Origin of the sequence: Dactylosporangium sp. NPDC050588 (genome assembly GCF_040654975.1) — a bacterium.
GTDB classification, from domain to species: Bacteria; Actinomycetota; Actinomycetes; order Mycobacteriales; family Micromonosporaceae; genus Dactylosporangium; species Dactylosporangium maewongense.
In genome coordinates this window covers 1-21,454 of record NZ_JBFAJA010000081.1, presented here as the reverse complement: position 1 = coordinate 21,454, position 21,454 = coordinate 1, and the positions used below count along the sequence as shown (strand labels likewise).

Below are 21,454 nucleotides of genomic sequence, written 5' to 3'. Positions count from 1 at the left end.
TGTTCGTCGTGAACGGTCTCGCGTCAGGCCTTGTAGTCGGCCCAGGACAGGTCCCAGGCGGTCCAGCCGTCGCCCGGGTCCAGCGGCACCCCGGTGTTGCGTGTGGTGACCGGGTCACCGACGAGCGTCTGCTCGTACAGCCACTGCGCGTTCGCGGTCGAGACGTTGGTGCAGCCGTGGGAGACGTTGCGCTGGCCCTGGTCGCCGACCGACCACGGCGCGGCGTGGATGTACTGGCCGCCCCACGTCAGCCGCATGGCGTACTGCACCGCGACGGTGTACTCCGGGGTGCGGAACACCGTCGACGCCTCCCGCGACATGATGACGGTGGCGCCGCTCGACGTCGGCGTCGACGGCTTGCCGAGGCTCACCGGCATGGTCCGCACGAGCGCGTCGTTCTGGTAGACGTTCATCTGCTTCGTCGCGTTGTCGATGTCGATGGTCAGCTTCCGGCCGATCGTGACCGTCGCCGCGAAGTCCTCGTCGGCGTGACCGGAGCCGATCCGCACGCCGTTGAGCGCCTTCCGCGCGGTGATCTTCGTGCCGGGCTGCCAGTACTTCTCCGGCCGGTACATCACCTGCCGGCCGCCGAACCAGTGCCACGCACCGGGCTGCGGCGGATCGCTCTTCACGAAGAGGCGCTGCTGCACGGCGGCGCGCGACTCCTGCGGGACGTCGGAGCCGAACTCCACGACGATCGGCATGCCGACGCCGTAGGTCCCGCCGTTGGTCAACATCAGGTCGGACGTGACGACCGGTCCGCTGGCCTTCGCCGCCGTGGTGAAGGCCGTCTCCCGGGTCACGGGTTTGTTGTCGGCACCGACGGCGGTGACCTTCGCGGTGTACGCCGTGCCGTAGCGCAGCGCGGTGGCGGGCACCCACGACGTACCGTCTTCGCGGAACTCGCCGGCGACCCGCTGGCCCGCCGCGTCGGTCAGGACGACCTCGGTGATCTTCCCGTCGTTGACCTTCGTGCCGATCTCGGTGCTGATCGCCACCCCCGACTCGCCCGCCGCCGGGCTGACGGCCAGCCCGACCGCCGGCGGCGGAGCGGTCCACTTCGCCGCCGTGGGCTTCTTCGTCGAACTGTGACACGCCGACAGGCCCAACTGCGCTCCCACTGCGAGCGCGACCAGCGCCGCCGCGGTCCGGCTGGGCCCTCTCATGTGTTCTGCCTGTGCATGGACATGGGGGCATCGTCGTGCGCATCAGGGCGAGGCCGGGGCGGCAATACGAGTGACAATGCGAGGGACCTGGGCCCGCGCCGTGGAATTCCTACATGACGGCGTCGACGATCTGTGTTGCGAGCCCTTCCCACTTGGCGTAGGCGTCCGGGAACGCCGACCGCTGCACCATCTGCGCGGCGATGGTGACGGCCTGCCGCTCCCAGCCCGGGATCTGGGCGAGCGCCGCGTAGAACCTGCGGGCGGACTCGTGCGGGTTCATCAGCTGGTCGACCGAACCCCAGCTCGGCCGCTGCTGGAAGAGGCCAACCGAGTCGTAGTCGTACCCCACGCCCTCGTTGGGGTGCTGCAACGACCCCGGCACGTTCGGGTTCGCGAGGTTGCGCAGGTGGCTCTCCTGCAGGGCGGTGGCGATCCCCACGACGGCCGCGCGCCGCGGCAGGTTCAGCTGCCGGGCGACGTCGATGATCGCGACGGCGTTGTTCATCTCGGCCTGGGTCAGCCCACCGACGGGCGCGTGCACGGTCGGCGACGGCGCAGCCGTCGACGCCGGTGGCGTGGCGGCGGGTGCCGGGGTGGTCTTCGCCGGTGCCGGGACTGCCTTCGTCGGTGCCGGCGCGGCCTTGTTCGCGCCGTCGGCGGGTTTCCGGGCGCGGCTGCGTGAGGCCTGCCCGCCGGTCGCCGGGCGTTCGGCGTCGACGGCGAACGCCGCACTGTCCGCCGGCACGGCGGCGGGTCCGGCCGACGCCGACAGCGTCGCGGACAGGCCGACCGCCACGACGGCGACGGCGCCCACGGCGTAGCGGCGGATCTCGGCCGGCACGGGTGCGCGCAGCCGGAATCGGGTCGCGTGCCGCCCCCGCCGGGAGCGGCGCAGGTGTCGGGGACCGCGTGCGGTCGCACCGTTGAGCTGCTGGTCATCATCGGCGCCCGGAAGCATCCGGCGAGCCTAGGGAGGCCCCGGATCCGGGGTGGTGCCGGGCCTGCGAACCTGCCGACCGGACACTGGACGGGCCGCACGGGGCCGGGGCGCGGTCGGCGAGGTGCACCGGGGCACGGCGCATCCGACCGGCGGGCTGGTGGCCCGTAGGCCCGTGGCGTGCACCCGGTCCGTTCGCCACGTCGTCGTCACGCAAGGTAGCCGACCAGCGTGGGGGTTTCAGGGGTCCTCCCGCGCCCCCGATATGGTCCTCGCATCCGCCCGGCCTGCCGTCACCCACCTCGGATGACACCGCGGCGGATCCGCTGAGTCGCGTCCGCGCGAGCCGGGGAACCGAGCACCACCGGGGTGAATCCACGGGGCCAGCGCCTCGAGGTAGGGCGATCCTCCCGCCCGAACCCGTCAGCTAACCCGGTAGGCGGCACCGGAAGGAGCACTCCGTGCAGCCACTGACCCGGCATCGCCCGTGCCGCAGCACCTCGGGCACCTCGACCCTCGGCCCGGCCCGGTAGTCGCCGACCGTCACCGCACCGGCCCTCGGCCGGCGTGGCACCCCCCTGCCCGGATCACGTCCGGCACCGGCAACAGCAGCCGTCATCGAGCATGTCTGTCGAGGTACCCGTGAGTTACCTGTACAAACCCAGGCACCAGAGCCAGAGCCCCGCCCCGCCACGCTTCCGCGTGCTGCCGATCGCGGCCGCTGCGGCGGTCCTCGGGGTGACGGCGGCCGTCGGCGTGGCCGTGCACGCCTCGACCCCCGCACCGGTGGCCGACGCGCAGTCGGTGACCGCCGCGGATCCGTCCCGAAGCGGCGCCGGTCCGGCCGGGCGTGACCGGCAGCGGACACAGGCGGCGCCCGACGCCGCCTCCGCCCCGTCGAAGGCCCCCGCCGGCACGGCGACGTCCAAGCCCGCCAAGCCCACCCCGCCCGCCGCCCCGGCCAGCCCCACCCAACCGGCGGCCCCGGCGGCGAAGGAGCTCGCGTACCGGTTCGCCTGGCAGGAGAACTTCTACTACTGCGGCCCGGCGGCGACCCGGATCGCGCTGACGGCGCGGTCGATGTACCCGTCCCAGTCCGAGGTCGCCCAGAGCCTGCACACGACCGTCAACGGCACCAACTCCGCCGACGACACCACCCGGTCGCTCAACGAGTACACGAAGAGCTCCTTCTACAAGTCGCACTTCATCCCCGGTCAGTCGGCCACCCAGGCGGAGATCGACCAGATGCAGGCCGACGTCGTCAACGCGATCACCAACGGCTACGCCGTGGTCGCCAACATCGCCGGCTCCACCGTGGACGACAAGGGCAACTCGCACTCGTATCCGGGCGGCCACTACCTCACGGTGGTGGGGTACCTCGACGGCGGCAAGACGGTGAAGATCGCCGACCCCGCGGACGCCCTGGGCGTCGGGTACTACACGCTGACGACGGCCAAGCTCGCGCACTGGACCGCCCTGCGCGGATACTCCGCCTGACACGACCGTCAGCGGCTCGCGGTCAGCGGCCCTGCGCGGATACTCCGCCTGACACGACCGTCAGCGGCTCGCGGTCAGCGGCCCAGCGCGCGCACCCGGCTGGGTGGCCGGAACGCCTGGGCCGGCTGGCCGCGCAGCGCGCTCGCCATGGCCTGCGCGACGGCGGCGTTGACCGAGCCGGAGACGCCGCTGCCCACGTGGTCGTTCGGGTTGTCCACGTTCACCGCGATGCCGGCCGCCGCGATCTGCGGGGTGAAGCCGACGAACGTCTCGGTCGAGTTGTACTCGGAGCTGCCGGTCTTGCCCGCGACCGGGCGGCCGCCCAGGATGCCGGACACGTTCTCCGCCGTGCCGCCGTCGCACCTGCCGTACGCCGAGGCCCGGCTGACCGGGCACCGTGCCGCGTCGGTCGCGGCGGCCGCCACGTCGGCGCTGACCGCCTGCCGGCACTTCGGGGCGGCGGCGTCGACCGGCTTGCCGTTGGAGTCGGTGATCGACAGCACCGGCAGCGGCTGGCAGTACAGGCCGCCGGCGGCGACCGCCGCGTACGCGTTGGCGAGGTCGAGCGGTGTGGTCGAGGCGACGCCGAGGGTGAACGCTCCCCACTGGTCCGCCTTGGCCGCCATCGCCGCGTCCTCGGCGGAGCGGAACGTGATGCCGAGCCGCTGTGCCATCTCGACCACGCGGCGCGCGCCGATCTGCTGTTCGAGCCAGACGAAGTAGGTGTTGACCGAACGGCCGAAGCCGTTCCACATCGTCCGGTTCCCGTTCATCCAGCTCGGGGAGTCGTTCCCGGGGCACCACCTGCCCCCGCAGCTGCCCGGGCCGCTGGCCGGCCACACGGTCGCTATCCGGCTCGGCGAGTTGAAATTGGTGCTCAACGGCATGCCCGCGTCGAGCGCGGCGAGCATGGTGAACATCTTGAACGTCGAACCCGCCTGATACCCGGCGACGCCACCGCCGCCCGCGATGAGCTGGTTGACGGTGTTCGGGAACAGCGGATGCTGCGGTGGGTTGGGTTCCAGGCTGTAGTGGCGGTTGACGGCCATCGCCAGGACCCGGCCGGTGCCGGGGGTGACGACGGCCGTCGGCATCGACCGCGCGCTGCCGTAGCCGTAGACGCTCAGGGACTGGTTGAGCGTGGCCGCCTGGATGCCCGGGTCGAGCGAGGTGACCACCGTGTAGCCGCCGGTGCGCAGCGCCTCGTCGCGGTCGGCGCGGGTGGCGCCGAACTCGGGCTGGCTGCCCCACCACTGGCGGAAGTAGTCGCAGAAGAAGCCCCAGTCGTTGTGCTCCCGCGGGACGGACACGCAGTTGTTGGGCAGGTCGCGCTCGTTGATCTTCAGCTCCTGGCCCTTCGCCGCGGTGGCGTCCGCGGCGCTGATCATCCCCATCTTCGTCATCGAGTCGAGCGTGTAGGCGCGGCGCCGCAGGGCCGCGTCGCGGTCGCCGCTGATCGGGTTGTCGCCGTCGGGGGACTGCAGCAGCCCGGCGAGCAGCGCAGCCTCGGGCAGCGTCAGCTCCAGGGCCGACTTGCCGAAGTACGTCTGGCTGGCGGCGTAGATGCCGTAGGCGCCGGCACCGAAGTAGGCGATGTTCAGGTAGCCCTGGAGGATGTCCTGCTTGCTCAGGTGCTGTTCCAGCTTCGTCGCGTAGCGCATCTCGCGCACCTTGCGGGCGGGCGTGTCGGCGAGCGAGTCGACCCGCTGCTGCGGCGACAGGGCCGGGTCGTTCTTCAGCACGTTGCGGACGTACTGCATCGTCAGCGTCGAGGCGCCCTGCTGGGCGTTGCCCCTGCCGTTGGAGACCAGCGCGCGCAGGACGCCCCTGCCGTCGACACCCTGATGCTGGTAGAAGCGGGTGTCCTCGGCCGCGACGACGGCCTGCTGGAGCACCGGTGCGATCTGGTCCAGCGGCACGTCCTTGCGGTTCTCGTCGTAGAACGTGGTGATGAGCGTCTTGCCGTCGTTGGCGTAGACGTAGGTGGCCTGCGGCGGCGGTGGCAGCGCCAGGTCCGCCGGGAGGTTCATCCAGACGTCACGGCTCGCGTTCACCGTGGAGCCGCCGACGAACGCGAGCGGCAGTACACCGGCGGCCACGACCAGACCCGAGATGACGCCGCACAGCAGGAGCCGGCCGAGCCCCCGGAGCCAGCGTGCCGAGCGGCTCGGCGCCCCGGCTTTCGCACGGCGGCCGCTGGCGCTGTGCGCGGGTCGGCTTCGGGCGCGGACGAGGCGCATTGGCTTCTCCCCAGGAGACAACGGGTGGTTCGCTAGCCGCCGATCCGACGTGGACCGATGTGACCGGCGCGCCGCTACCCGGGGGGTGCGGGGCCAAACGGCGGGGGCGCCCGCCCGCCCCGATGGTCACCCCGGGGCGGGGTTCACCCCTCCGCGGGCCGGCGATCCCCCTGGTGAGGAGGGATCGGATGACGGCCGGGCAATCGGGCGCCCGGACCCGGCAGCCTCTGTTCGGCTGGATCGCGCGGCGCACTGTGGCCGTTCGAGCGGGGGCTCAGCCGGTGCCGGCGGGAGCTCACCGGCGACGGCTCACGGGCGACCGCCGACAGAGCGGTCCGCGGCCCGACACCGCTGCCACGCGAGGCGACCGAAGGGAAACGACGCCATGTGCGGCTTCCTGATGTACGTGGGGGACTTCGCCATCTCCCCAGAGACCCTCGGACTGGTGGAACGGCAACTCGAGTTGCTCGACCACCGCGGCCCCGACGACATGGCCCTGGAGAAGGCCGGACAAGGCGTGGCGGCCGGTTTCAAACGGCTCGCCATCATCGACGTGCAAGGCAGCCGGCAGCCGTTGCGGTACCCGCCGAGCGGGCCGGACGCGGGCCGGTGGACGCTGGTCTTCAACGGCGAGATCTACAACTTCGAGGCACTGCGCGAGGAACTGATCCGCGTGCACGGCGCGGAGTTCGCCACGGGCGGGGACAGCGAGGTGGTCGCCGCCGCCTATCACTACTGGGGCGAGGCCGCGCTCGGCCGGCTCCGCGGCATGTTCGCGTTCGCCCTCTGGGACGAGGCCACCGAGACGGTGCACGCGGCGCGGGACCAGTTCGGGATCAAGCCGCTGTACTACCTGCCGACCGTCGACGGATTGTGGCTGTCGAGCGAGAAGGCGCCGCTGCTGGGGGTCGCCGGCGGCGAGCTCGACCAGACCGCGCTGTCGCTCTACCTGACGATGCAGTACGTGCCCGAGCCGTACACCCTGCACCGGCACATCGCGCGGCTGCCCAGCGGCGGGCTGCTCACCCGCGCCCTCGGCTACCCGCCGGTGGTCCGGCGTCTCAACCGGCCGAAGTTCCGGCCGGATCCGGCGGTCACCGAGCAGTCCATTGTGGACGAACTGCGCGACGCGCTGCGGGAGAGCGTGCGATGCCACCTGCGGGCGGACGTCCCGGTCGGCGCGTTCCTGTCCAGCGGGATCGACTCGACCGCCATCGTCGCGCTCGCCGCCGAGGTCCACCCCCGCCTGCGCGCCTTCACGGCCGGCTTCGACACCGCCACCGCGTACTCCGAGCTCGACGTGGCCGAGCAGTCCGCCCGGCACCTCGGCGTCGACCTGGTGCCCACCATCGTCAACCCCGAGCAGGTGATGGTGGCGCTGCCGCGCATCATCTGGCACCTGGGAGATCCGGTCGCCGACCCGTCGATCGTCCCGCTGTACTTCCTGGCGCAGACGGCGGCCGAACACGTCACCGTGGTGCTGTCGGGCGAGGGCGCGGACGAGCTCGCCGGCGGCTACACCATCTACGGGGAGCCGCGTTCCCTCGCACCGGTGCGCCGCCTCGGCGCACCGATCCAGCGCGGCCTACGGGCCCTGGCCCGTGCGGTCCCCGACGGTGTCAAGGGCAAGAGCTACCTGCTGCGGGCCACGACGCCGATCGAGACACGGTACTTCGGCAACGCCCGCGTCCTCGGCGACGAGGAGAAGGCCCGGATCCTCCTGGGCGGCCCGGGGGTGGGCCACCCGCACGTGACCGCGGCGCTCTACGCCGAGGCCGCGGACCTCGACGACGTCACCACCATGCAGCACATCGACATCAACACGTGGCTGCCCGGCGACATCCTGACCAAGGCCGACCGGATGTCGATGGCACACTCGCTGGAGCTGCGCGTGCCGTTCCTGGACAAGGGCGTGTTCGAGGTCCTGTCCCGGCTGCCCGATCGCCTGAAGGTGCCACCCCGCGGCCGCACCACCAAGTACGCGCTGCGCCGGGCCCTCGCGGGCATCGTGCCTGACTTCATCACCGACCGTCCGAAGCTCGGCTTCCCGACCCCGGCCCGGCGCTGGCTGCGCACGGAGCTCGCGGAATGGGCCCACCACGTCCTGTCCACGTCGGGCGCCGGCCACCTGATCGACCTCAAGTACGCCCACGAGCTGCTCACCCAGCACGAACGCGGCGACGCCGACAACGCCCGCAAACTGTGGATCCTGCTGACGTTCTGCCTGTGGCACGGCATCTTCGTCGACGGCTCGGTCGTCCCCACACTGCCCGAACGCCGCCCCCGCCCCGTCCGCGCCGTCTGACGCCAACCACCGCGACACACACGCCGGACCGTGCGCGCTGCCCTGCGCGCACCGGCCCGCGTGCGCGCTCACCCGAGCGGCCGCCGCCCTGCGCGCTGAACCACGTGCGTGCCGGACCGTGCGGGGCGCTGGACCGTGCACGTGCCGGACCGTGTGAGGCGCTGGACTGTGCGCGTGCTGACTGCGTGCGCGCTGGACCGTGTGGGGCGCTGGACCGTGCACGTGCCGACTGCGTGCGCGTGCTGAACCGTGCACGCCAGACCGTGTGCGGCGCTGGACCGTGCACGTGCCGACTGCGTACGCGTGCTGAACCGTGCACGCCAGACCGTGTGGCCGCTGGATTGTGCGCGCTGACCGTGCCCGCGACGGACCATGTGCGCTGGACCGCATGGACGCTGGATCGTGTGGACGCTGGATCGTGTGGACAGCGTGCGCTGGACCGTGTGTTTTGTCCGATCGTGTGCGGCGCCCGATCGCGTGCGTGCTGGACGGCACGGTGCTGGACGGCATGGCACCTGGCCTTATGACTTATGACCGTATGACACTAGACCGTATGACGTCCGACCACATGGCGCTGGGCCGCATGAAGCCTGACTGCGTGGCGCCGACCGCATAAAGGCCCGACCCGCGTGTCACCGACCCGTATGTCACCGACCCGCGTGTCACCGACCCGTATGTCACCGACCCGCGTGTCACCGACCCGTATGTCACCGACCCGCGTGCCGCTGGACCGCGTGCCGCGCGGGCATCGGCATCGCTCCGGGCGACCGCAGACCAGCGGGAGCAGACCAGCGGGAGCTGACCAGCGGGAGCAGACCAGCGGGAGCAGACCAGCGGGAAACGCTCCTCCCGGTGGTCTCGCGGCGGCCTCAGCCCCATGTCAGGCCGGCGGCATCACACGCGCATCGGGCCACCACCTGGTCCCGCGTGGCGAGCCACCGCCGGTCCGCCCGCCGGTCCGCCACCGCACCTCCCCGCAGCAGATCGGGTGTCGTCCGCGGGGAGACGCGGGCCGCAGCGCCGATCACGACGGGTCCGGCTCGCGGATGGCGTCGAGGATCTGCTGGCCGAACTTGGCGAGCTTGTTCTCCCCGACACCGCTGATCGTCGACAGCTGCGCCAGCGTCGCCGGGGCCTCCGTGGCGATCTGCCGCAGCGTCGCGTCGTGGAAGATGACATACGCCGGGACGCTCTGCTCCTTCGCCGTCGCCGAACGCCACGCACGCAGCCGCTCGAACAGCGGCGCCGCCTGCGCCGGCAGCTCCGTCGCCGCGGCCGCGCCTCGCTGCTTGGCGACCTTCGCCGCCGACACGGGCCGCTCCGGCTCCCGGCGCAGCATCACCTGCCGCCGCCGGCCGAGCACCTCCGCGCTGTCGTCGGTGAGCACCAGCGTGCCGTAGTCACCCTCGACCGCGAGCAGGCCCTGCGCGAGCAGCTGCCGCACCACCGCTCGCCACTCCGCCTCGCGCAGGTCGGCGCCGACCCCGAACACGGTCAGCTCGTCGTGGTGCCACTGCACGACCTTGTCGGTCTTCTTGCCGAGCAGGATGTCGATGCACTGCCCGGCGCCGAACTTCTGGTTGCGCTCCTTCTGCAGCCGGTACACCGTCGACAGCAGCTTCTGCGCCGGCACCGTGCCGTCCCATGACTCGGGCGGGCTCAGGCACGTGTCGCAGTTGCCGCACGGCTGGCTCTGCTGCCCGAAATAGGCCAGCAGCTGCACCCGCCGGCACTCGACCGTCTCGCACAGCGCCAGCATCGCGTCGAGGTGCCGGCCCAGCCCCCGCCGGTGCGCCGCGTCGCCCTCCGAGCCTTCGATCATCTTGCGTTGCTGGACGACGTCCTGCAGGCCATAGGCCAGCCACGCGTTGGACGGCAGGCCGTCCCGCCCGGCCCGGCCCGTCTCCTGGTAATAGCCCTCCACCGACTTCGGCAGGTCCAGGTGCGCGACGAACCGCACGTCGGGCTTGTCGATGCCCATCCCGAACGCGATCGTCGCGACCATGACCAGACCGTCCTCCCGCAGGAACCGGGCCTGGTTGTCGGCGCGGGTCCGCGCGTCGAGCCCCGCGTGGTAGGGCAGCGCCGGGATGCCGTTGTCCTTCAGGAACTCGGCGATCTTCTCCACGCTGGCGCGGGACAGGCAGTAGACGATGCCGGCGTCGTCGCGGTGCTCGGTGCGCAGCAGCTCCAGCAGCTGCCGCCGCGGCTCCTGCTTCGGCACGATCCGATACTGGATGTTGGGCCGGTCGAAGCTCGACACGAAGTGCCGCGCCCCGGTCAGCCCCAGCCGGGTGGCGATCTCCTTGTGGGTGGCCGTCGTCGCGGTCGCCGTCAGCGCGATCCGCGGCACGTCGGGCCACCGCTCGTGCAGCACCGACAGGTTGAGGTAGTCGGGCCGGAAGTCATGCCCCCACTGCGACACGCAGTGCGCCTCGTCGATCGCGAACAGGCCGATCTTCCCGCGCTCCAGCAGCCGCATCGTCTGCGGGGACGCGAGGGCCTCCGGCGCGAGATACAGCAGGTCGAGCTCGCCGCCGACGAACGCGGCCTCGACCGCCCGGCGGCTGTCGAAGTCGAGCGTCGAGTTGACGAACCCGGCCCGCACACCCAGCGCCGTCAGCGCGTCGACCTGGTCCTGCATCAGCGCGATCAGCGGCGAGATCACCACCGCCGTGCCCTCGCGGACCAGCGCCGGGATCTGATAGCACAGCGACTTGCCGCCGCCGGTCGGCATCAGCACGAGCGCGTCGCCACCGCCGATGACGTGCTCGATGATCTCCTGCTGGCTGCCCCGGAACGTGTCATAACCGAACACCCGGCGCAGGACCTCGATCGCCGGCCCGGCCGTCTCAACCCCCACGGTGCTGTCCACGCGGCGATTCTACGAGCGGCGACCGACAAGAATCGCCGCCGTGACGGCCGGTGGATGATGTGACTACTGACTGAACACGATCGGGCGCACCTCGATGGCGTTCCACTTCGCGTCGGGGATCATCGCGGCGAGCTCCACCGCCCGCTCCTTCGACTCGCACTCGACCAGGTAGAAGCCGGCGAGGAACTCCTTGGCCTCCACGTACGGCCCGTCGGTCACCGTCTCCGCGCCGGCCCTGATCCGGACCACCGCGCTGTCCTTCGGGTCGGCCAGGGCGTGGGTGCTCACCATCTCACCCGATTCGGTGATCGTGGCGATGAACCGCTCGTGCCCGGCCATCACCTCGTCGACGTCCGCCTGCGTCAGCGTCGCCCAGACGTCCGGGTTCATGTGGATCAGCAGCAGGTACTTCACGGGAACGCTCCTTTGTCGTCGGGTGCTCGCACCGACTGGTCGGAGCCGCCGCGCGGTGCTCTACACGTCTCTCAGGAATTTTTCACCGCGGCCGGCAGGGGCAGCGACTGGGTCAGCTTGGTCAGGGTCGTCGCCGCCTTCGCGAACTGGGTGCCGTTCGGGTGCACGGACAGCACCGCGACGATGTACCGGTCGCCGTCGCCGACCGTCCCCGTCGTGTGCAGCACCTCGCCGCTCATGTCCGGCGCGTTCGGCGGCGCTGCGACACCGACGAACTGCCCCGGCGCGGAGGGCTGATACGCGGCCGGCGCGGCGCACGGCGTGGCCGGGTTGTCACCGAAACCGGACCATCCCTGCTTCGCCGACCACGGCTTGCGGAACGTGCTCGGGATGCCGAACGACTGGTCGTACTTGTCGGTGCCGCACTTCGTCGACGCGTGCAGGTTGCCCATGATGTAGTCGCGCACCGGCGCCGGCGCCTTGTCGAGGATGAACTGGTAGACGCGCACCAGGTCGCCCGCGCTCACGGCGGTGTACCCCCAGTAGCCCGGCTGGCTCACCGGCGGCGGCGCGGTGTCCCGCAGCCCGAGCCGCTGCACCATCCGGGTCACGATCTCCCGCTGCCCGTTGGCCTTCCACAGCCCCGTCGCCGCGCTGTCGTCGCTGCTGCGCAGCATCACGTCGAGCTTCGGCTTGTCGGCCGCCGGCACGGTGTACGACGGACCCTTGTCCCAGAAGTAGTCCAGCGCGATCAGCAGCTTCACCAGTGACGCCGACCTGAACCGCCAGCTCGCCTTCTGCTGTACAACGAACGCCCCCTGCTGCCGGTCGAAGATCACGATCCCCGCCGTCACCCCGGCCGGCACCGCGACCGTGGCCGCGCCCGACGGGGACGGGCTGGCCGCCGCGGAGGGCGTGGAGAGTCCCGCCGAGGCGCTGTCCACGGTGCCGCTGCCCGTCCGGGCGGGCTGGGCGGTCTGCGCGGCGCCCGGGTCCTCGGACCCGCACCCGGTAAGGACGAGCAGCGCGATGCCCGCGACCACGGCGCCGAGCACGAGCCTCACCCGCCGGACCCCGGTCACGTCCCGCGCCGGCGGGGGCGTCGACGCGGTGCTGGGCGGTGCCGCCGGCAGGGTGACCCGGGTCGAAAGCATGGTCCATCCTCACGCCCCGCCTGCCGGAGCACAAACCCCGGGCGGTATTTGACGTGAGGTGGCCGGGGCGGGAGCGTTCGCCGAGGCCGGGACGGGTCCGGAGTGCGTCACCATGGCGGGGTGGGGGACCGGGGGCGTCCGCGGTGGGCCGCCCTCGCCCTGGCGGTCCCGGTGGTGTTGCTGCTCGCCGGATTGTGGAAGGCGATCGCGCTGTTCGCCATCGTGTGCGCCGGCATGGTCACGCCGGTGCTGGCCGGACAGTGGTGGCGCCGTCACCGGCAGCGGGCGGCGCATGCGGGCGGGGCGCAGGTGTGGGCCGGGCACCTGGCGCTGGACAGCGCCGTCGGGCTGTGGGAGGTCGGCGTCGGCGCGGCGTTCCTGTTCGGCGCGGGTGTGCCGGTGCGCCTCACCCCGCAGCCGCTCGGGCTCCTGGTCGAGGTGCGCCGGTCACGGCTGCGCGAGGGCGTGGCCGGGCACCGGGCGGAGGGCTGCCGTCCGGGCCGGGCGCCGATCCTCGTCTCGTGGGTGGACATCGCGTCGGTACGGCAGGCCCGGCCGACCAGGGTGACCGACTGGGGCAAGGTGGGTGTACTGCCATTCGACGTCATCGAGGTGGTGCTGCGCGACGGCGGGGTGCTGCCGTTCGCCACGCCGGACGCGGCCGGACTCGCCGACCTGATCGCACTGCGGACCGCCGCCGGGCCGGGCTCGGGAGACGAACGACCGGGTGATCGACCGGAGACTCTGCGTGGCTGAGTTGCGCCGGTTTCTGGCGCTTCCGTACGGTGGTCTTCCATGGCAGAGCTGATCGAGGTCGGTGTCTGGTTCGAGGCCCGGCCGATCACCGTTGAGCAGGGCGTCGACCGCTTCGAGGCGCTGCGGCGCGGCGACACCGGATGGGCCGCGGCGGACCCCGGGATCGAGAAGTTTCACCGCGAGGTGCTGGCCGGCGTCGACGCCGCGTGGTGGGCCGGTCCGGTCGTCGCGACCGACACGCACGTGCTGCTCAGCCTGCAGCCGGAGACGCCGGAGGCCGCGCTCGACCTCGTGCACCGGGTGGCGGACGAGTGCGAGCTGCTCTGCTTCCAGCGCCCCGGCCGGCACCAGCCCGCGGCGCTGTGGCAGCCGCGCAGGCTGCTGAGGGTGCCGGTGCCCCGGCTCTCGAGCGAGGACGGCTCGCTCGCGCACCACCCGACCGGTGACGACATCCGCGACTTCCTCGGCCGGCTCGACGCGGACAACCGGTCCGCCGTGCTGTGGCGGGAGGACGGGTCGTCGATCCGCGTCACGTACGTGCCGGGCCGGCGAAGCTGGAAGCTGGAGACCGTCGTGGGCGAGGAGCGGGGCGAGACGGTGCAGGACGACCTCGCCGGCGTCGCCGAACGGTTCGAGGCCTTCGCTCAGGCGTGAGCCGTCGTGGTCGCCCGACCTGACCGCCGGCGCAGCCCTGCCCGCGGGATGCGGGCGGGCCGGCCGGTGCCGGGTCAGGGGGTGGTTCGGGTCCGGATGGTGAGCTGGGTGCGGTGGTGGGCCGGGGAGGTCACCTCGTCGAGGATGGCCGTGGCCAGGTCCGCGTAGGTCGTCGTGCCTTCCGCGACACGGCCGTCGGTGGTGACCTCGTATGCGCCGGTGCCGGGGGTGTCGACCAGTTCCATCGTCGGCGTGAACACCACCCAGTCCAGGGAGCCCTCGCGCAGCGCGGACAGCTCGGCCACCCGGCCCAGCGAGAACGGGCGGTAGGCGTCGGGGAACGATGCCGCCTCGTACAACTTCACACCGTCCGGACCGTCGAGGGTCGTCGCCAGCCCCACCACCAGCAGCCGCTTCGTGCCGGCCCGGGTGAGGCCGTCCAGGAGGGAGCGGGTGCCGGCGCCGTACAGGTCCGTGGGGTCGATGTCGGCCGTGTAGACGGCGCTGACCGCGACGTCGTGCCCCGCGGCGACGGCCGCCACCGCGTCCGCGTCCGTGACGTCGCCGGCGACCGCGCCCGCGACGTCCGGGTGCCGTGCCGGATCCCGCACGACCGGCGTCACCCGCAGCCCTCGATCCCGCGCCGCCGCCGTGATCCGCCGGCCTGCCCGCCCACCCGCTCCGAACACCACCAATGAGGTCATGCCGGCGACCATAGGGCGGGAGACCTCGGTAACTGCAACGTAACCGAGGCGTGCGCTACGTTCGGCTGCGTGAGCGAGCCACTGCCGCGCGACCTGTTCGACCCCGCGTGCCCGTCGAACGCCACGCCGTTCCAGATCGGCGACAAGTGGGCCGGGATGGTCCTCGTCTGCCTCGAGGACGGGCCGCGCCGCTTCTCCGAGCTGCGCGTGCCGATGCACCGCGTCTCCGCGAAGGTGCTCGCCGAGACCCTCCGTGCTCTCGAACGCGACGGCATGATCACCCGTACCGCATACGACGAGGTGCCGCCGCGCGTCGAGTACGCGCTGACGCCGCTCGGGCGGACGCTGTTCCCCGCGATGGCCGCCTGCCGGGCCTGGGCCGCCGAACACCTCCCGGCGGTGCTCGACGCCCGCGAGCAGTACGCCAGCAGGAGCGCGTGATGTTCCACCGGTACGTGGCGATCGGGGACAGCACCACCGAAGGCATGGACGACCCGGACGGCGCCGGCGGCTACCGGGGCTGGGCGGACCGCTTCGCCACGCACGTCGCCCGCGCACAACCCGGCCACCGGCTCGAGTACGCGAACCTGGCCATCCGCGGCCGCACCACCGCCCGCATCCGCGCCGAGCAGCTCCAGCCGGCCCTCGACCTCGCGCCCGACCTCGCCACCGTCGTCGCCGGCATGAACGACATCCTGCGCGGCTCCTTCGACGTCGCCGCCGTCGCCGGTGACCTCCTCGCCATGCAGCAGGCCCTGATCGGCGGCGGCGCCACGGTCATCACGTTCACGCTGCCCGACCCCGCCCCGGTCATGCCGATCGCGAAGCCGCTGCGCGGCCGGGTCCTCGCCCTCAACACCGCGATCCGCGACGCGTGCGCCGCCAGCGGGGCGATCCTGCTGGACCTCGGCGCGTACCCGGTCGCGTCCGACCCGCGGCTGTGGAGCGACGACCGCCTGCACGCCAACAGCGCCGGCCACGAACGCATCGCCGCCGCCCTCGCCCACGCCGCCGGCCTGCCCGGCACCGACGAGACGTGGACCTCGCCGCTGCCGTCCCCTCCGCCGCGCCGCCGGCACGAGGTGGTCCGGGCGGAGCTCGCCTGGGGCCGCCGCCACCTGCTGCCCTGGCTCGGCCGTCACCTGCGCGGCAAGTCCTCCGGCGACGACCGCTTCCCGAAACGCCCCGACCCGTCCCCGGTCGACCTCCCGGACGCCTGACCCGCCGCGTCCGTGGCGGCGGCCTGGGGCGTTCGGTCCGCGGTCGAGCTTTCTGCCGCTGTGACGCGCCGCAACATCGACTTGACTCTGGTCAAGTTTCTCTCCCCCGGGCCCCTGGATTCCGGTGCTCCAGCCAAGATCCCCGGCTTGATCCTCCCGGCGTCTGACCCGTCACAGACGTGAACCGCGCCCGAGCTGCCGCATCGTCGTCTCGCGGTCTGTACGCCGCACGGTGACTCCGGGCGCGTTGGGGAGCGGTGCCGGCGTCCACCGGCCGGACCACCTCCCACGGAGCGGTTCACGATGTGGCTGCGGATCGCACCCACCCACGGACAACAAGAAGCGCCGCCGGCCACCCGGCCGATGTCGCCGCAATCAGCCACCGCCGGCGCGGCTCACCCCTTCGGCTCGCCCTCAAGCAACCGTCCCGACCCGGCTCGCCTCGACCAACCGGACCGGCGACCTGGCTCGACTCGACCAACCGACCCGGTACAGCCTCGACCAACCGGTCGGGCGGCCCGGTGCAGCCTTTGAGCAACCGCTCCAGCGGGCCCGGTGCAGCCTTGAGCAACCGGCCCGGCGCGGCCGGCACCGCGGCGCATGCGGAGCGGTTGGTGGTGCTCACGAGCGGACGGACGGCACAGTCGGAGTGCCCGGTGGGCAGCGCCGGCCGGCCGGGGCACCTGCCGCGCCGAGCGGGTTCGGTCAAGGGACCAGGATCACCTTCCCGCGGACGTGGCCGGACTGGCTCAGGTCGTGGGCGGCGGCGGCCTCCGACAGCGGGAACACCCGCTCGACCGGCATCGTGAAGCGACCCTGGCGGTACAGGTCGGCGGCCTCCTCCAGGGTGTGCCAGGCGCGGCCCTCCGAGCCGTCCGTGACCCGGGCGCCGAGCGTCGGTGCGTCGAAGTCCACGAGGCTGACCACGTCGGACGGCGCGGGCGTCAGCGTGATCAGTTGCGCGACCGCGCCGCGCCCCGCGGTGTCGAGGGCGACGTCCACGCCCTGCGGCGCGGCGGCGCGGATGCGGTCGGGCATGCCTTCGCCGTACGTGACGGGAATGGCGCCGATCGAGCGCAGGAACTCGTGGTTGCGCTCGCTGGCGGTGCCGATGACCGCGGCCCCGCGGGCGACCGCGAGCTGGGTCGCGGCGATACCGACGCCACCGGCGGCGCCGTTGACGACCAGCGTCTGCCCCTTCTCGAGACCGAGCAGCGCGAGCGCGCGGCCCGCCGACTCGACGACACCGGGCAGCCCGGCCGCCTCCTCGAACGACATCGCCGCCGGCTTGGCCACCCACAGCTTCATGACGGCGTGCTCGGCGGCGCCGCCACCGGCAGCGAGCCCGAAGACCTCGTCGCCGACCTGCGCGTCCGCCTCGGGGCCGACGGCGTCGACGACACCCGACACGTCGCCGTGCGGGATCACCGGCAGCCGGGTCGGTGTCGTGTCGCCGAACAGGCCGCTGCGGACCTTCCAGTCGAACGGGTTGATGCCCACCGCCCGCACCGCGATCCTGACCTGCCCCGGCCCGGGCTGCGGCGGGTCGACGTCGACGACGTGCAGGACGCTCGACGGCCCGTATTCGGAATACCGCAACGCTTTCACGGGTGCCCCTCCGATGGTGGTGTACGTGCTGCGCGGCCGCTGGGCCCGATACCCCGCAACCGCCGGTTCAATGGTCGAACGGCCCGTCCGGCGGGTCAGGTGTTGAGCGGCCGGCGGGCCACCAGCAGGACGTGCGTGTCGGGCCACGGCAGCGGCGTCCCGTCCTGGTCCGAGAGCGCCGCGACCGGGGCGAGCCGGTGCTCGACGATCCAGTCGTTGCGCCACGAGTGCGACGCGGCGTCGACCTCGAAGCCCACGTCGGTCAGCAGCGCCTTCCAGTCGGCGAACTCCAGCCCGCAGAACTGCTCGTGCGCCTCGGACAGCCAGTTGTCGGGATAGTCCTTGTGGGTGAGGAACTCCATCGCGTCGCCGAGGGCGATGTCGACGGTGCCGTCGGGCCGGGCGTCGAACGGTAACGGGAAGTGGAAGTCGGCGGCGAACCGGTCCAGCCGCGCCCTGGTCGGCAGCCCTTCGACGTGCGCGGCGATCTCCTCGCGGGTCAGGTCGCCCAGGTCGACGAGCGGACCGCCGGCAGCGCCCTGCAGTGCGAGCCGCACCCGCAGGTCGCGGTTGTCGGGGCCGGACACGTCGGAGTTGATCCAGACGCCGCCGGGGACCGTGTGGTCGTAGATGGCCTGGACGAAGCGGCGCAGCGAGTCCATCCGCTGCCCGTAGGACCAGATCTCGTGCGTCAGCGCGAACGTCAGCGTCGTGTCGACCGACCGGGGCGCGAAGACGGCCCCGCCCAGCACGTTGCGGCAGTAGAAGTAGACGTTGGGGTTGGTGAACCAGCCCTGCGCCTTGCGGTGCATGCATTCTTCGAACAGGTGACGGGCGACCTCGACGCCGATGAGGTCGCTCTCGCGCAGCGCAGGCTCCCGGTCGGCGAGGGCGAGGACCGCGCCGGCGCCGCAGCCGACGTCGACGATCCTGCCGGGCCGCACGTGCCGGCGGACCAGGTCCCACTTGCGCTCGGCGCTCGCCTCGAACGCCTCGGCATAGGTGCGGTAGTCACGGGTCGTGGTGAGGCCGCCCTCCTCGCCGACGACCGGATCGTTGACGACCTGGGCGACCTGCTCACCGAGCCGATACCGGTCGAAGACGTCGAGCGTCGCGGGGTGCGCCAGCTCCCGCCACGTGGGGTCGCCGGTGGCGAGCCGCAGCAGCACGTCCCACGGCCGGTCGGGCACCGGGTCCCGCTCGGCCTCGACGCCGGCGATCGCGAAACCGAGCTCGGCATACATCGCCGCTACCTCGGGTGTCGAGCACGCCACCACGGTGTCGTGCGGCGTCAGGGTGCGGCCGAGCACGGACTCGACGCTCTTGAGGGTGACCTCGGCGAACCGGTCGGTGTGCGCGGTGTCGAACACCGGCACGACGAGGGACCGCAGCCCCTCCTGGACGCTGAACCGCTCGATCGCCGCCTGCCGCCGGTCATAGCCGACGGGGTTGCGTTTGGTGTTCTGATGGTTGGCGCTCGTCACCGCCCACACGACCGTGCGCCCGTCCTCATCCGTCGGGGCGGCGAGCTCGCGCAGGTAACCGGCCTGGAACCTGGTCAGCAGGTGGTGTCGGCCGGGGAACAGGACGAAGCGCTCCACAGGTCAGCCCTCGGCTGCCGGTGCCGGGCCGGTGCTCTGCACGACCTCGAACTCCAGCAGGCTCGCCCCGGACGCCACGGGCTTGGCCCGCTCACCCGAGTGCGCCTCCATCGCGGGGCCCTTCACCCACGCCTGGAAGTCCTCCTCGGTCTCCCACCGTGTGTAGACGAAATAGCGGGTCTCGCCGGCCACCGGGCGCAGCAGCTCGAAGCCCAGGAACCCCTTCGACCCCTCCACGGCACCGTGCCGCGCACCGAACCGGCGCTCCAGCTCAGGGCCCGCACCTTCAGGAACCTCGATCGCGTTGATCTTCACAACCGCCATGCCAACCACACTAGCGACCCCCACCGACAGTTCTTCCCCATCAGCGAGGGGTCGACGCCGCCGACAATGCGGTGGGAGGCGTCCGGGGGCGGGTGCGAGAATCGCGACGTGACCGATGTGCTTGATGATCTGCAGTGGCGGGGCCTGATCGCGCTCTCGACGGACCTCGACGAGTTGCGCGCCGAGATGGCGAAGGGGCCGCTGACCTATTACTGCGGCTTCGACCCCACCGCGCCGAGCCTGCACATCGGGCACCTGCTCCAGGTGCTGACGATGCGCCGCCTCCAGCTGGCCGGCCATCGTCCCCTCGCCCTGGTCGGCGGCGCCACCGGCCTCATCGGCGACCCGCGGCCGACCGCCGAGCGGCAGCTGCACTCGCGTGACCAGGTCGCGGAGTGGGTCGACAAGATCCGCGGGCAGATCCAGCCCTACCTGGACTTCACTGGCGACAACGCGGCGACCATGGTCAACAACCTGGACTGGACCGCGCCGATGTCGGCGATCGACTTCCTGCGCGACATCGGCAAGTACTTCCGGGTCAACAAGATGCTGACCAAGGACGCCGTCAGCGCGCGGCTCAACTCCGACGCGGGGATCAGCTACACGGAGTTCAGCTACCAGATCCTGCAAGGCATGGACTTTTTGGAGTTGTTCCGCCGGTACGGGTGCCGCCTGCAGACGGGCGGCAGCGACCAATGGGGCAACCTGACCGCCGGGACCGACCTCATCCGGCGGATCGAGGGGCAGTCGGTCCACCTGTTGGCGACGCCGCTGCTGACCAACAGCGCGGGGGAGAAGCTCGGCAAGTCCACCGGCGGCGGAAGCCTGTGGATGGATGCGTCGATGACCTCGCCGTACGCGCTGTTCCAGTACCTCGTGAACCTCGAGGACTCGATCGTGGGCGGGCTGTTGCGCCGCCTGACGTTCCTGTCCAGGGAGGAGATCGAGGTGCTGGAGAAGGAGACGGCGGACCGGCCCGCGGCCCGGCTGGGGCAGCGCAAGCTGGCCGAGGAGGTCACCCGGATCGTGCACGGGGCGCACGAGACCGAGCAGGTGATCGCCGCGTCGCAGGCGCTCTTCGGCCGTGGCGAGCTCGCGACCCTTTCCGCGTCGACACTGCGCGCCGCGTTGGCGGAGGCAGGTTTGGTACGGGCGGCGCCCGGGACGTCCGTGGCGGACCTCTTCATCGCCGCGGGCCTCGTGAGCAGCCGCAACGAGGCACGCAGGACGGTCGCGGAGGGCGGCGCGTACGTGAACAACGAGCGGGTGGGCGACGCGGAGGAGGTCGTCGCCGCGGACCGTGCGCTCGCCGGCGGGCTGCTGGTGCTGCGCAAGGGGAAGCGGACGTTCGCCGGCGTCGAGCTCGGCGCGATTTGACTCTGTCGCCGCGCTCCACGTAGCTTTTGCGAGCGCCACGGGGCACCTGCCCGGTGGCGCTCTGCACGACCGAGCCCCGTTTCACACCAAGCGAGTGATCGATTTGGTGGAGATCGGAAGCCGGGGTAATGTAGATGACCGGCAGGGAAACGGGCGGCGCGCGAGACGCGTCGGACGGCCTACCGGAAGCTTGATCGGCCAGAGACCGGGTGACCGGCCGAAGGTCGTGCCCGTAAGGCGGACGACATCCAGTCGACACGGTCGATTTGGATGCGGGACGCAGAGCGGGTAAGGTTTTACCCCGGCAGGGACACGGACGAGGCACGCGGGTCGCTCACACGAGCCGCAGCGGACGTCCTGCCGAAACCATACGACACTCGACCGGGTTACCGGAAGAGCAGTTGTGTGTCCGCGAAACGGGACAAAGTACGGCGAGCCGGACTTGACACCGCAAAACGGAGATGCTAGGATAGAACGGCAAGGAAAATGCCCCGGGAGATCGGGACCGGATAGCGGTCAGGGTCTGCGGTGTGTGTTGGTTGTTTGAGAACTCAACAGGGTGCTTGTTAAGCCAGTGCCAATTGATTGACCCCGTGACATGGCTTTGTTGTCGTGTCCGAGG

The 21,454-nt window shown here is 71.9% G+C and carries 17 protein-coding genes and 1 riboswitch; of the genes, 7 read left to right on the top strand and 10 right to left on the bottom strand.

From position 1 onward, the window contains the following. Positions 1-23: 23 nt before the first annotated feature. Positions 24-1,166, bottom strand: coding sequence for an Ig-like domain-containing protein (locus AB0I21_RS42950; protein ID WP_360569448.1), 1,143 nt, complete (start codon positions 1,164-1,166; stop codon positions 24-26). A gap of 109 nt (positions 1,167-1,275) precedes the next feature. Further along, positions 1,276-2,124 carry a hypothetical protein gene (locus AB0I21_RS42945; protein WP_360569446.1) on the bottom strand — a complete coding sequence of 283 codons (849 nt, stop codon included), beginning with the start codon at positions 2,122-2,124 and terminating at the stop codon, positions 1,276-1,278. A 293-nt stretch (positions 2,125-2,417) separates the two neighbouring features. Continuing rightward, a riboswitch (cyclic di-AMP (ydaO/yuaA leader) is annotated at positions 2,418-2,560 on the top strand. Positions 2,561-2,745: 185 nt separating this feature from the next. On the opposite strand from AB0I21_RS42945, the gene AB0I21_RS42940 reads away from it, so the two are divergent. Continuing rightward, entirely contained in the window at positions 2,746-3,600 is an 855-nt protein-coding gene (locus tag AB0I21_RS42940; RefSeq protein WP_360569444.1) for a C39 family peptidase, read from the top strand. A 74-nt stretch (positions 3,601-3,674) separates the two neighbouring features. On the opposite strand, the gene AB0I21_RS42935 is transcribed toward AB0I21_RS42940, so the two are convergent. Continuing rightward, positions 3,675-5,840: a transglycosylase domain-containing protein gene (locus AB0I21_RS42935; RefSeq protein ID WP_360569442.1), complete on the bottom strand. Its 2,166-nt coding sequence runs from the start codon at positions 5,838-5,840 to the stop codon at positions 3,675-3,677. A gap of 385 nt (positions 5,841-6,225) precedes the next feature. Between AB0I21_RS42935 and asnB the strand changes: the two genes are divergently transcribed. Further along, a complete protein-coding gene (asnB, locus tag AB0I21_RS42930) occupies positions 6,226-8,145 on the top strand; it encodes an asparagine synthase (glutamine-hydrolyzing) (protein ID WP_360569440.1) in 1,920 nt (639 codons plus the stop codon). Positions 8,146-9,169: 1,024 nt separating this feature from the next. Here the strand turns inward: asnB and recQ are convergent. The 3 genes from recQ to AB0I21_RS42915 all read right to left on the bottom strand — a co-directional run bounded on the left by recQ (position 9,170) and on the right by AB0I21_RS42915 (position 12,588). After that, positions 9,170-11,008: a DNA helicase RecQ gene (gene recQ, locus AB0I21_RS42925; RefSeq protein WP_360569518.1), complete on the bottom strand. Its 1,839-nt coding sequence runs from the start codon at positions 11,006-11,008 to the stop codon at positions 9,170-9,172. Positions 11,009-11,083: 75 nt separating this feature from the next. Beyond that, positions 11,084-11,434 carry a YciI family protein gene (locus AB0I21_RS42920; protein WP_360569438.1) on the bottom strand — a complete coding sequence of 117 codons (351 nt, stop codon included), beginning with the start codon at positions 11,432-11,434 and terminating at the stop codon, positions 11,084-11,086. A 71-nt stretch (positions 11,435-11,505) separates the two neighbouring features. Continuing rightward, positions 11,506-12,588 carry a hypothetical protein gene (locus tag AB0I21_RS42915; RefSeq protein WP_360569436.1) on the bottom strand — a complete coding sequence of 361 codons (1,083 nt, stop codon included), beginning with the start codon at positions 12,586-12,588 and terminating at the stop codon, positions 11,506-11,508. A 120-nt stretch (positions 12,589-12,708) separates the two neighbouring features. Here AB0I21_RS42915 and AB0I21_RS42910 point away from each other — a divergent pair, with 120 nt between their 5' ends. Beyond that, entirely contained in the window at positions 12,709-13,344 is a 636-nt protein-coding gene (locus tag AB0I21_RS42910) for a hypothetical protein (RefSeq protein ID WP_360569434.1), read from the top strand. Between the two features lie 39 nt (positions 13,345-13,383). Further along, positions 13,384-13,998, top strand: a complete 615-nt coding sequence (locus AB0I21_RS42905; protein ID WP_360569432.1) for a hypothetical protein — start codon at positions 13,384-13,386, stop codon at positions 13,996-13,998. Positions 13,999-14,072: 74 nt separating this feature from the next. On the opposite strand, the gene AB0I21_RS42900 is transcribed toward AB0I21_RS42905, so the two are convergent. After that, positions 14,073-14,702, bottom strand: coding sequence for an NAD(P)H-binding protein (locus AB0I21_RS42900; protein ID WP_360569430.1), 630 nt, complete (start codon positions 14,700-14,702; stop codon positions 14,073-14,075). Positions 14,703-14,771: 69 nt separating this feature from the next. On the opposite strand from AB0I21_RS42900, the gene AB0I21_RS42895 reads away from it, so the two are divergent. Together AB0I21_RS42895 and AB0I21_RS42890 are read left to right on the top strand one after the other, a co-directional pair. Beyond that, positions 14,772-15,143, top strand: a complete 372-nt coding sequence (locus AB0I21_RS42895; protein WP_360569428.1) for a helix-turn-helix domain-containing protein — start codon at positions 14,772-14,774, stop codon at positions 15,141-15,143. Further along, positions 15,143-15,922: an SGNH/GDSL hydrolase family protein gene (locus AB0I21_RS42890; RefSeq protein ID WP_360569426.1), complete on the top strand. Its 780-nt coding sequence runs from the start codon at positions 15,143-15,145 to the stop codon at positions 15,920-15,922. The genes AB0I21_RS42895 and AB0I21_RS42890 overlap by 1 nt, the downstream gene beginning before the upstream one ends. Positions 15,923-16,627: 705 nt before the next feature. Here the strand turns inward: AB0I21_RS42890 and AB0I21_RS42885 are convergent. From AB0I21_RS42885 to AB0I21_RS42875, 3 genes are all read right to left on the bottom strand, one after another. After that, positions 16,628-17,530, bottom strand: a complete 903-nt coding sequence (locus tag AB0I21_RS42885; protein ID WP_360569424.1) for an NADP-dependent oxidoreductase — start codon at positions 17,528-17,530, stop codon at positions 16,628-16,630. Between the two features lie 95 nt (positions 17,531-17,625). Continuing rightward, positions 17,626-19,131 (bottom strand): class I SAM-dependent methyltransferase, encoded by a 1,506-nt coding sequence (locus AB0I21_RS42880; RefSeq protein WP_360569422.1) that lies wholly within the window; start codon positions 19,129-19,131, stop codon positions 17,626-17,628. A gap of 3 nt (positions 19,132-19,134) precedes the next feature. Beyond that, the gene (locus AB0I21_RS42875) at positions 19,135-19,455 is read right to left on the bottom strand and encodes an antibiotic biosynthesis monooxygenase (RefSeq protein ID WP_344503638.1); all 321 of its coding nucleotides are present in this window, start codon (positions 19,453-19,455) and stop codon (positions 19,135-19,137) included. A 108-nt stretch (positions 19,456-19,563) separates the two neighbouring features. On the opposite strand from AB0I21_RS42875, the gene tyrS reads away from it, so the two are divergent. Beyond that, complete coding sequence (gene tyrS / locus AB0I21_RS42870; protein WP_360569420.1) at positions 19,564-20,832, top strand: tyrosine--tRNA ligase; 1,269 nt, start codon at positions 19,564-19,566, stop codon at positions 20,830-20,832. Positions 20,833-21,454 lie beyond the last annotated feature (622 nt).

Excerpts from the sequence above, each read along its gene's own strand:
- AB0I21_RS42950 (WP_360569448.1), bottom strand. The coding sequence starts at position 1,166 with ATGAGAGGGCCCAGCCGGACCGCGGCGGCGCTGGTCGCGCTCGCAGTG.
- AB0I21_RS42945 (WP_360569446.1), bottom strand. The coding sequence starts at position 2,124 with ATGCTTCCGGGCGCCGATGATGACCAGCAGCTCAACGGTGCGACCGCA.
- AB0I21_RS42935 (WP_360569442.1), bottom strand. The coding sequence starts at position 5,840 with ATGCGCCTCGTCCGCGCCCGAAGCCGACCCGCGCACAGCGCCAGCGGC.
- asnB (WP_360569440.1), top strand. The coding sequence starts at position 6,226 with ATGTGCGGCTTCCTGATGTACGTGGGGGACTTCGCCATCTCCCCAGAG.
- AB0I21_RS42915 (WP_360569436.1), bottom strand. The coding sequence starts at position 12,588 with ATGCTTTCGACCCGGGTCACCCTGCCGGCGGCACCGCCCAGCACCGCG.
- AB0I21_RS42905 (WP_360569432.1), top strand. The coding sequence starts at position 13,384 with ATGGCAGAGCTGATCGAGGTCGGTGTCTGGTTCGAGGCCCGGCCGATC.
- AB0I21_RS42900 (WP_360569430.1), bottom strand. The coding sequence starts at position 14,702 with ATGACCTCATTGGTGGTGTTCGGAGCGGGTGGGCGGGCAGGCCGGCGG.
- AB0I21_RS42890 (WP_360569426.1), top strand. The coding sequence starts at position 15,143 with ATGTTCCACCGGTACGTGGCGATCGGGGACAGCACCACCGAAGGCATG.
- AB0I21_RS42875 (WP_344503638.1), bottom strand. The coding sequence starts at position 19,455 with ATGGCGGTTGTGAAGATCAACGCGATCGAGGTTCCTGAAGGTGCGGGC.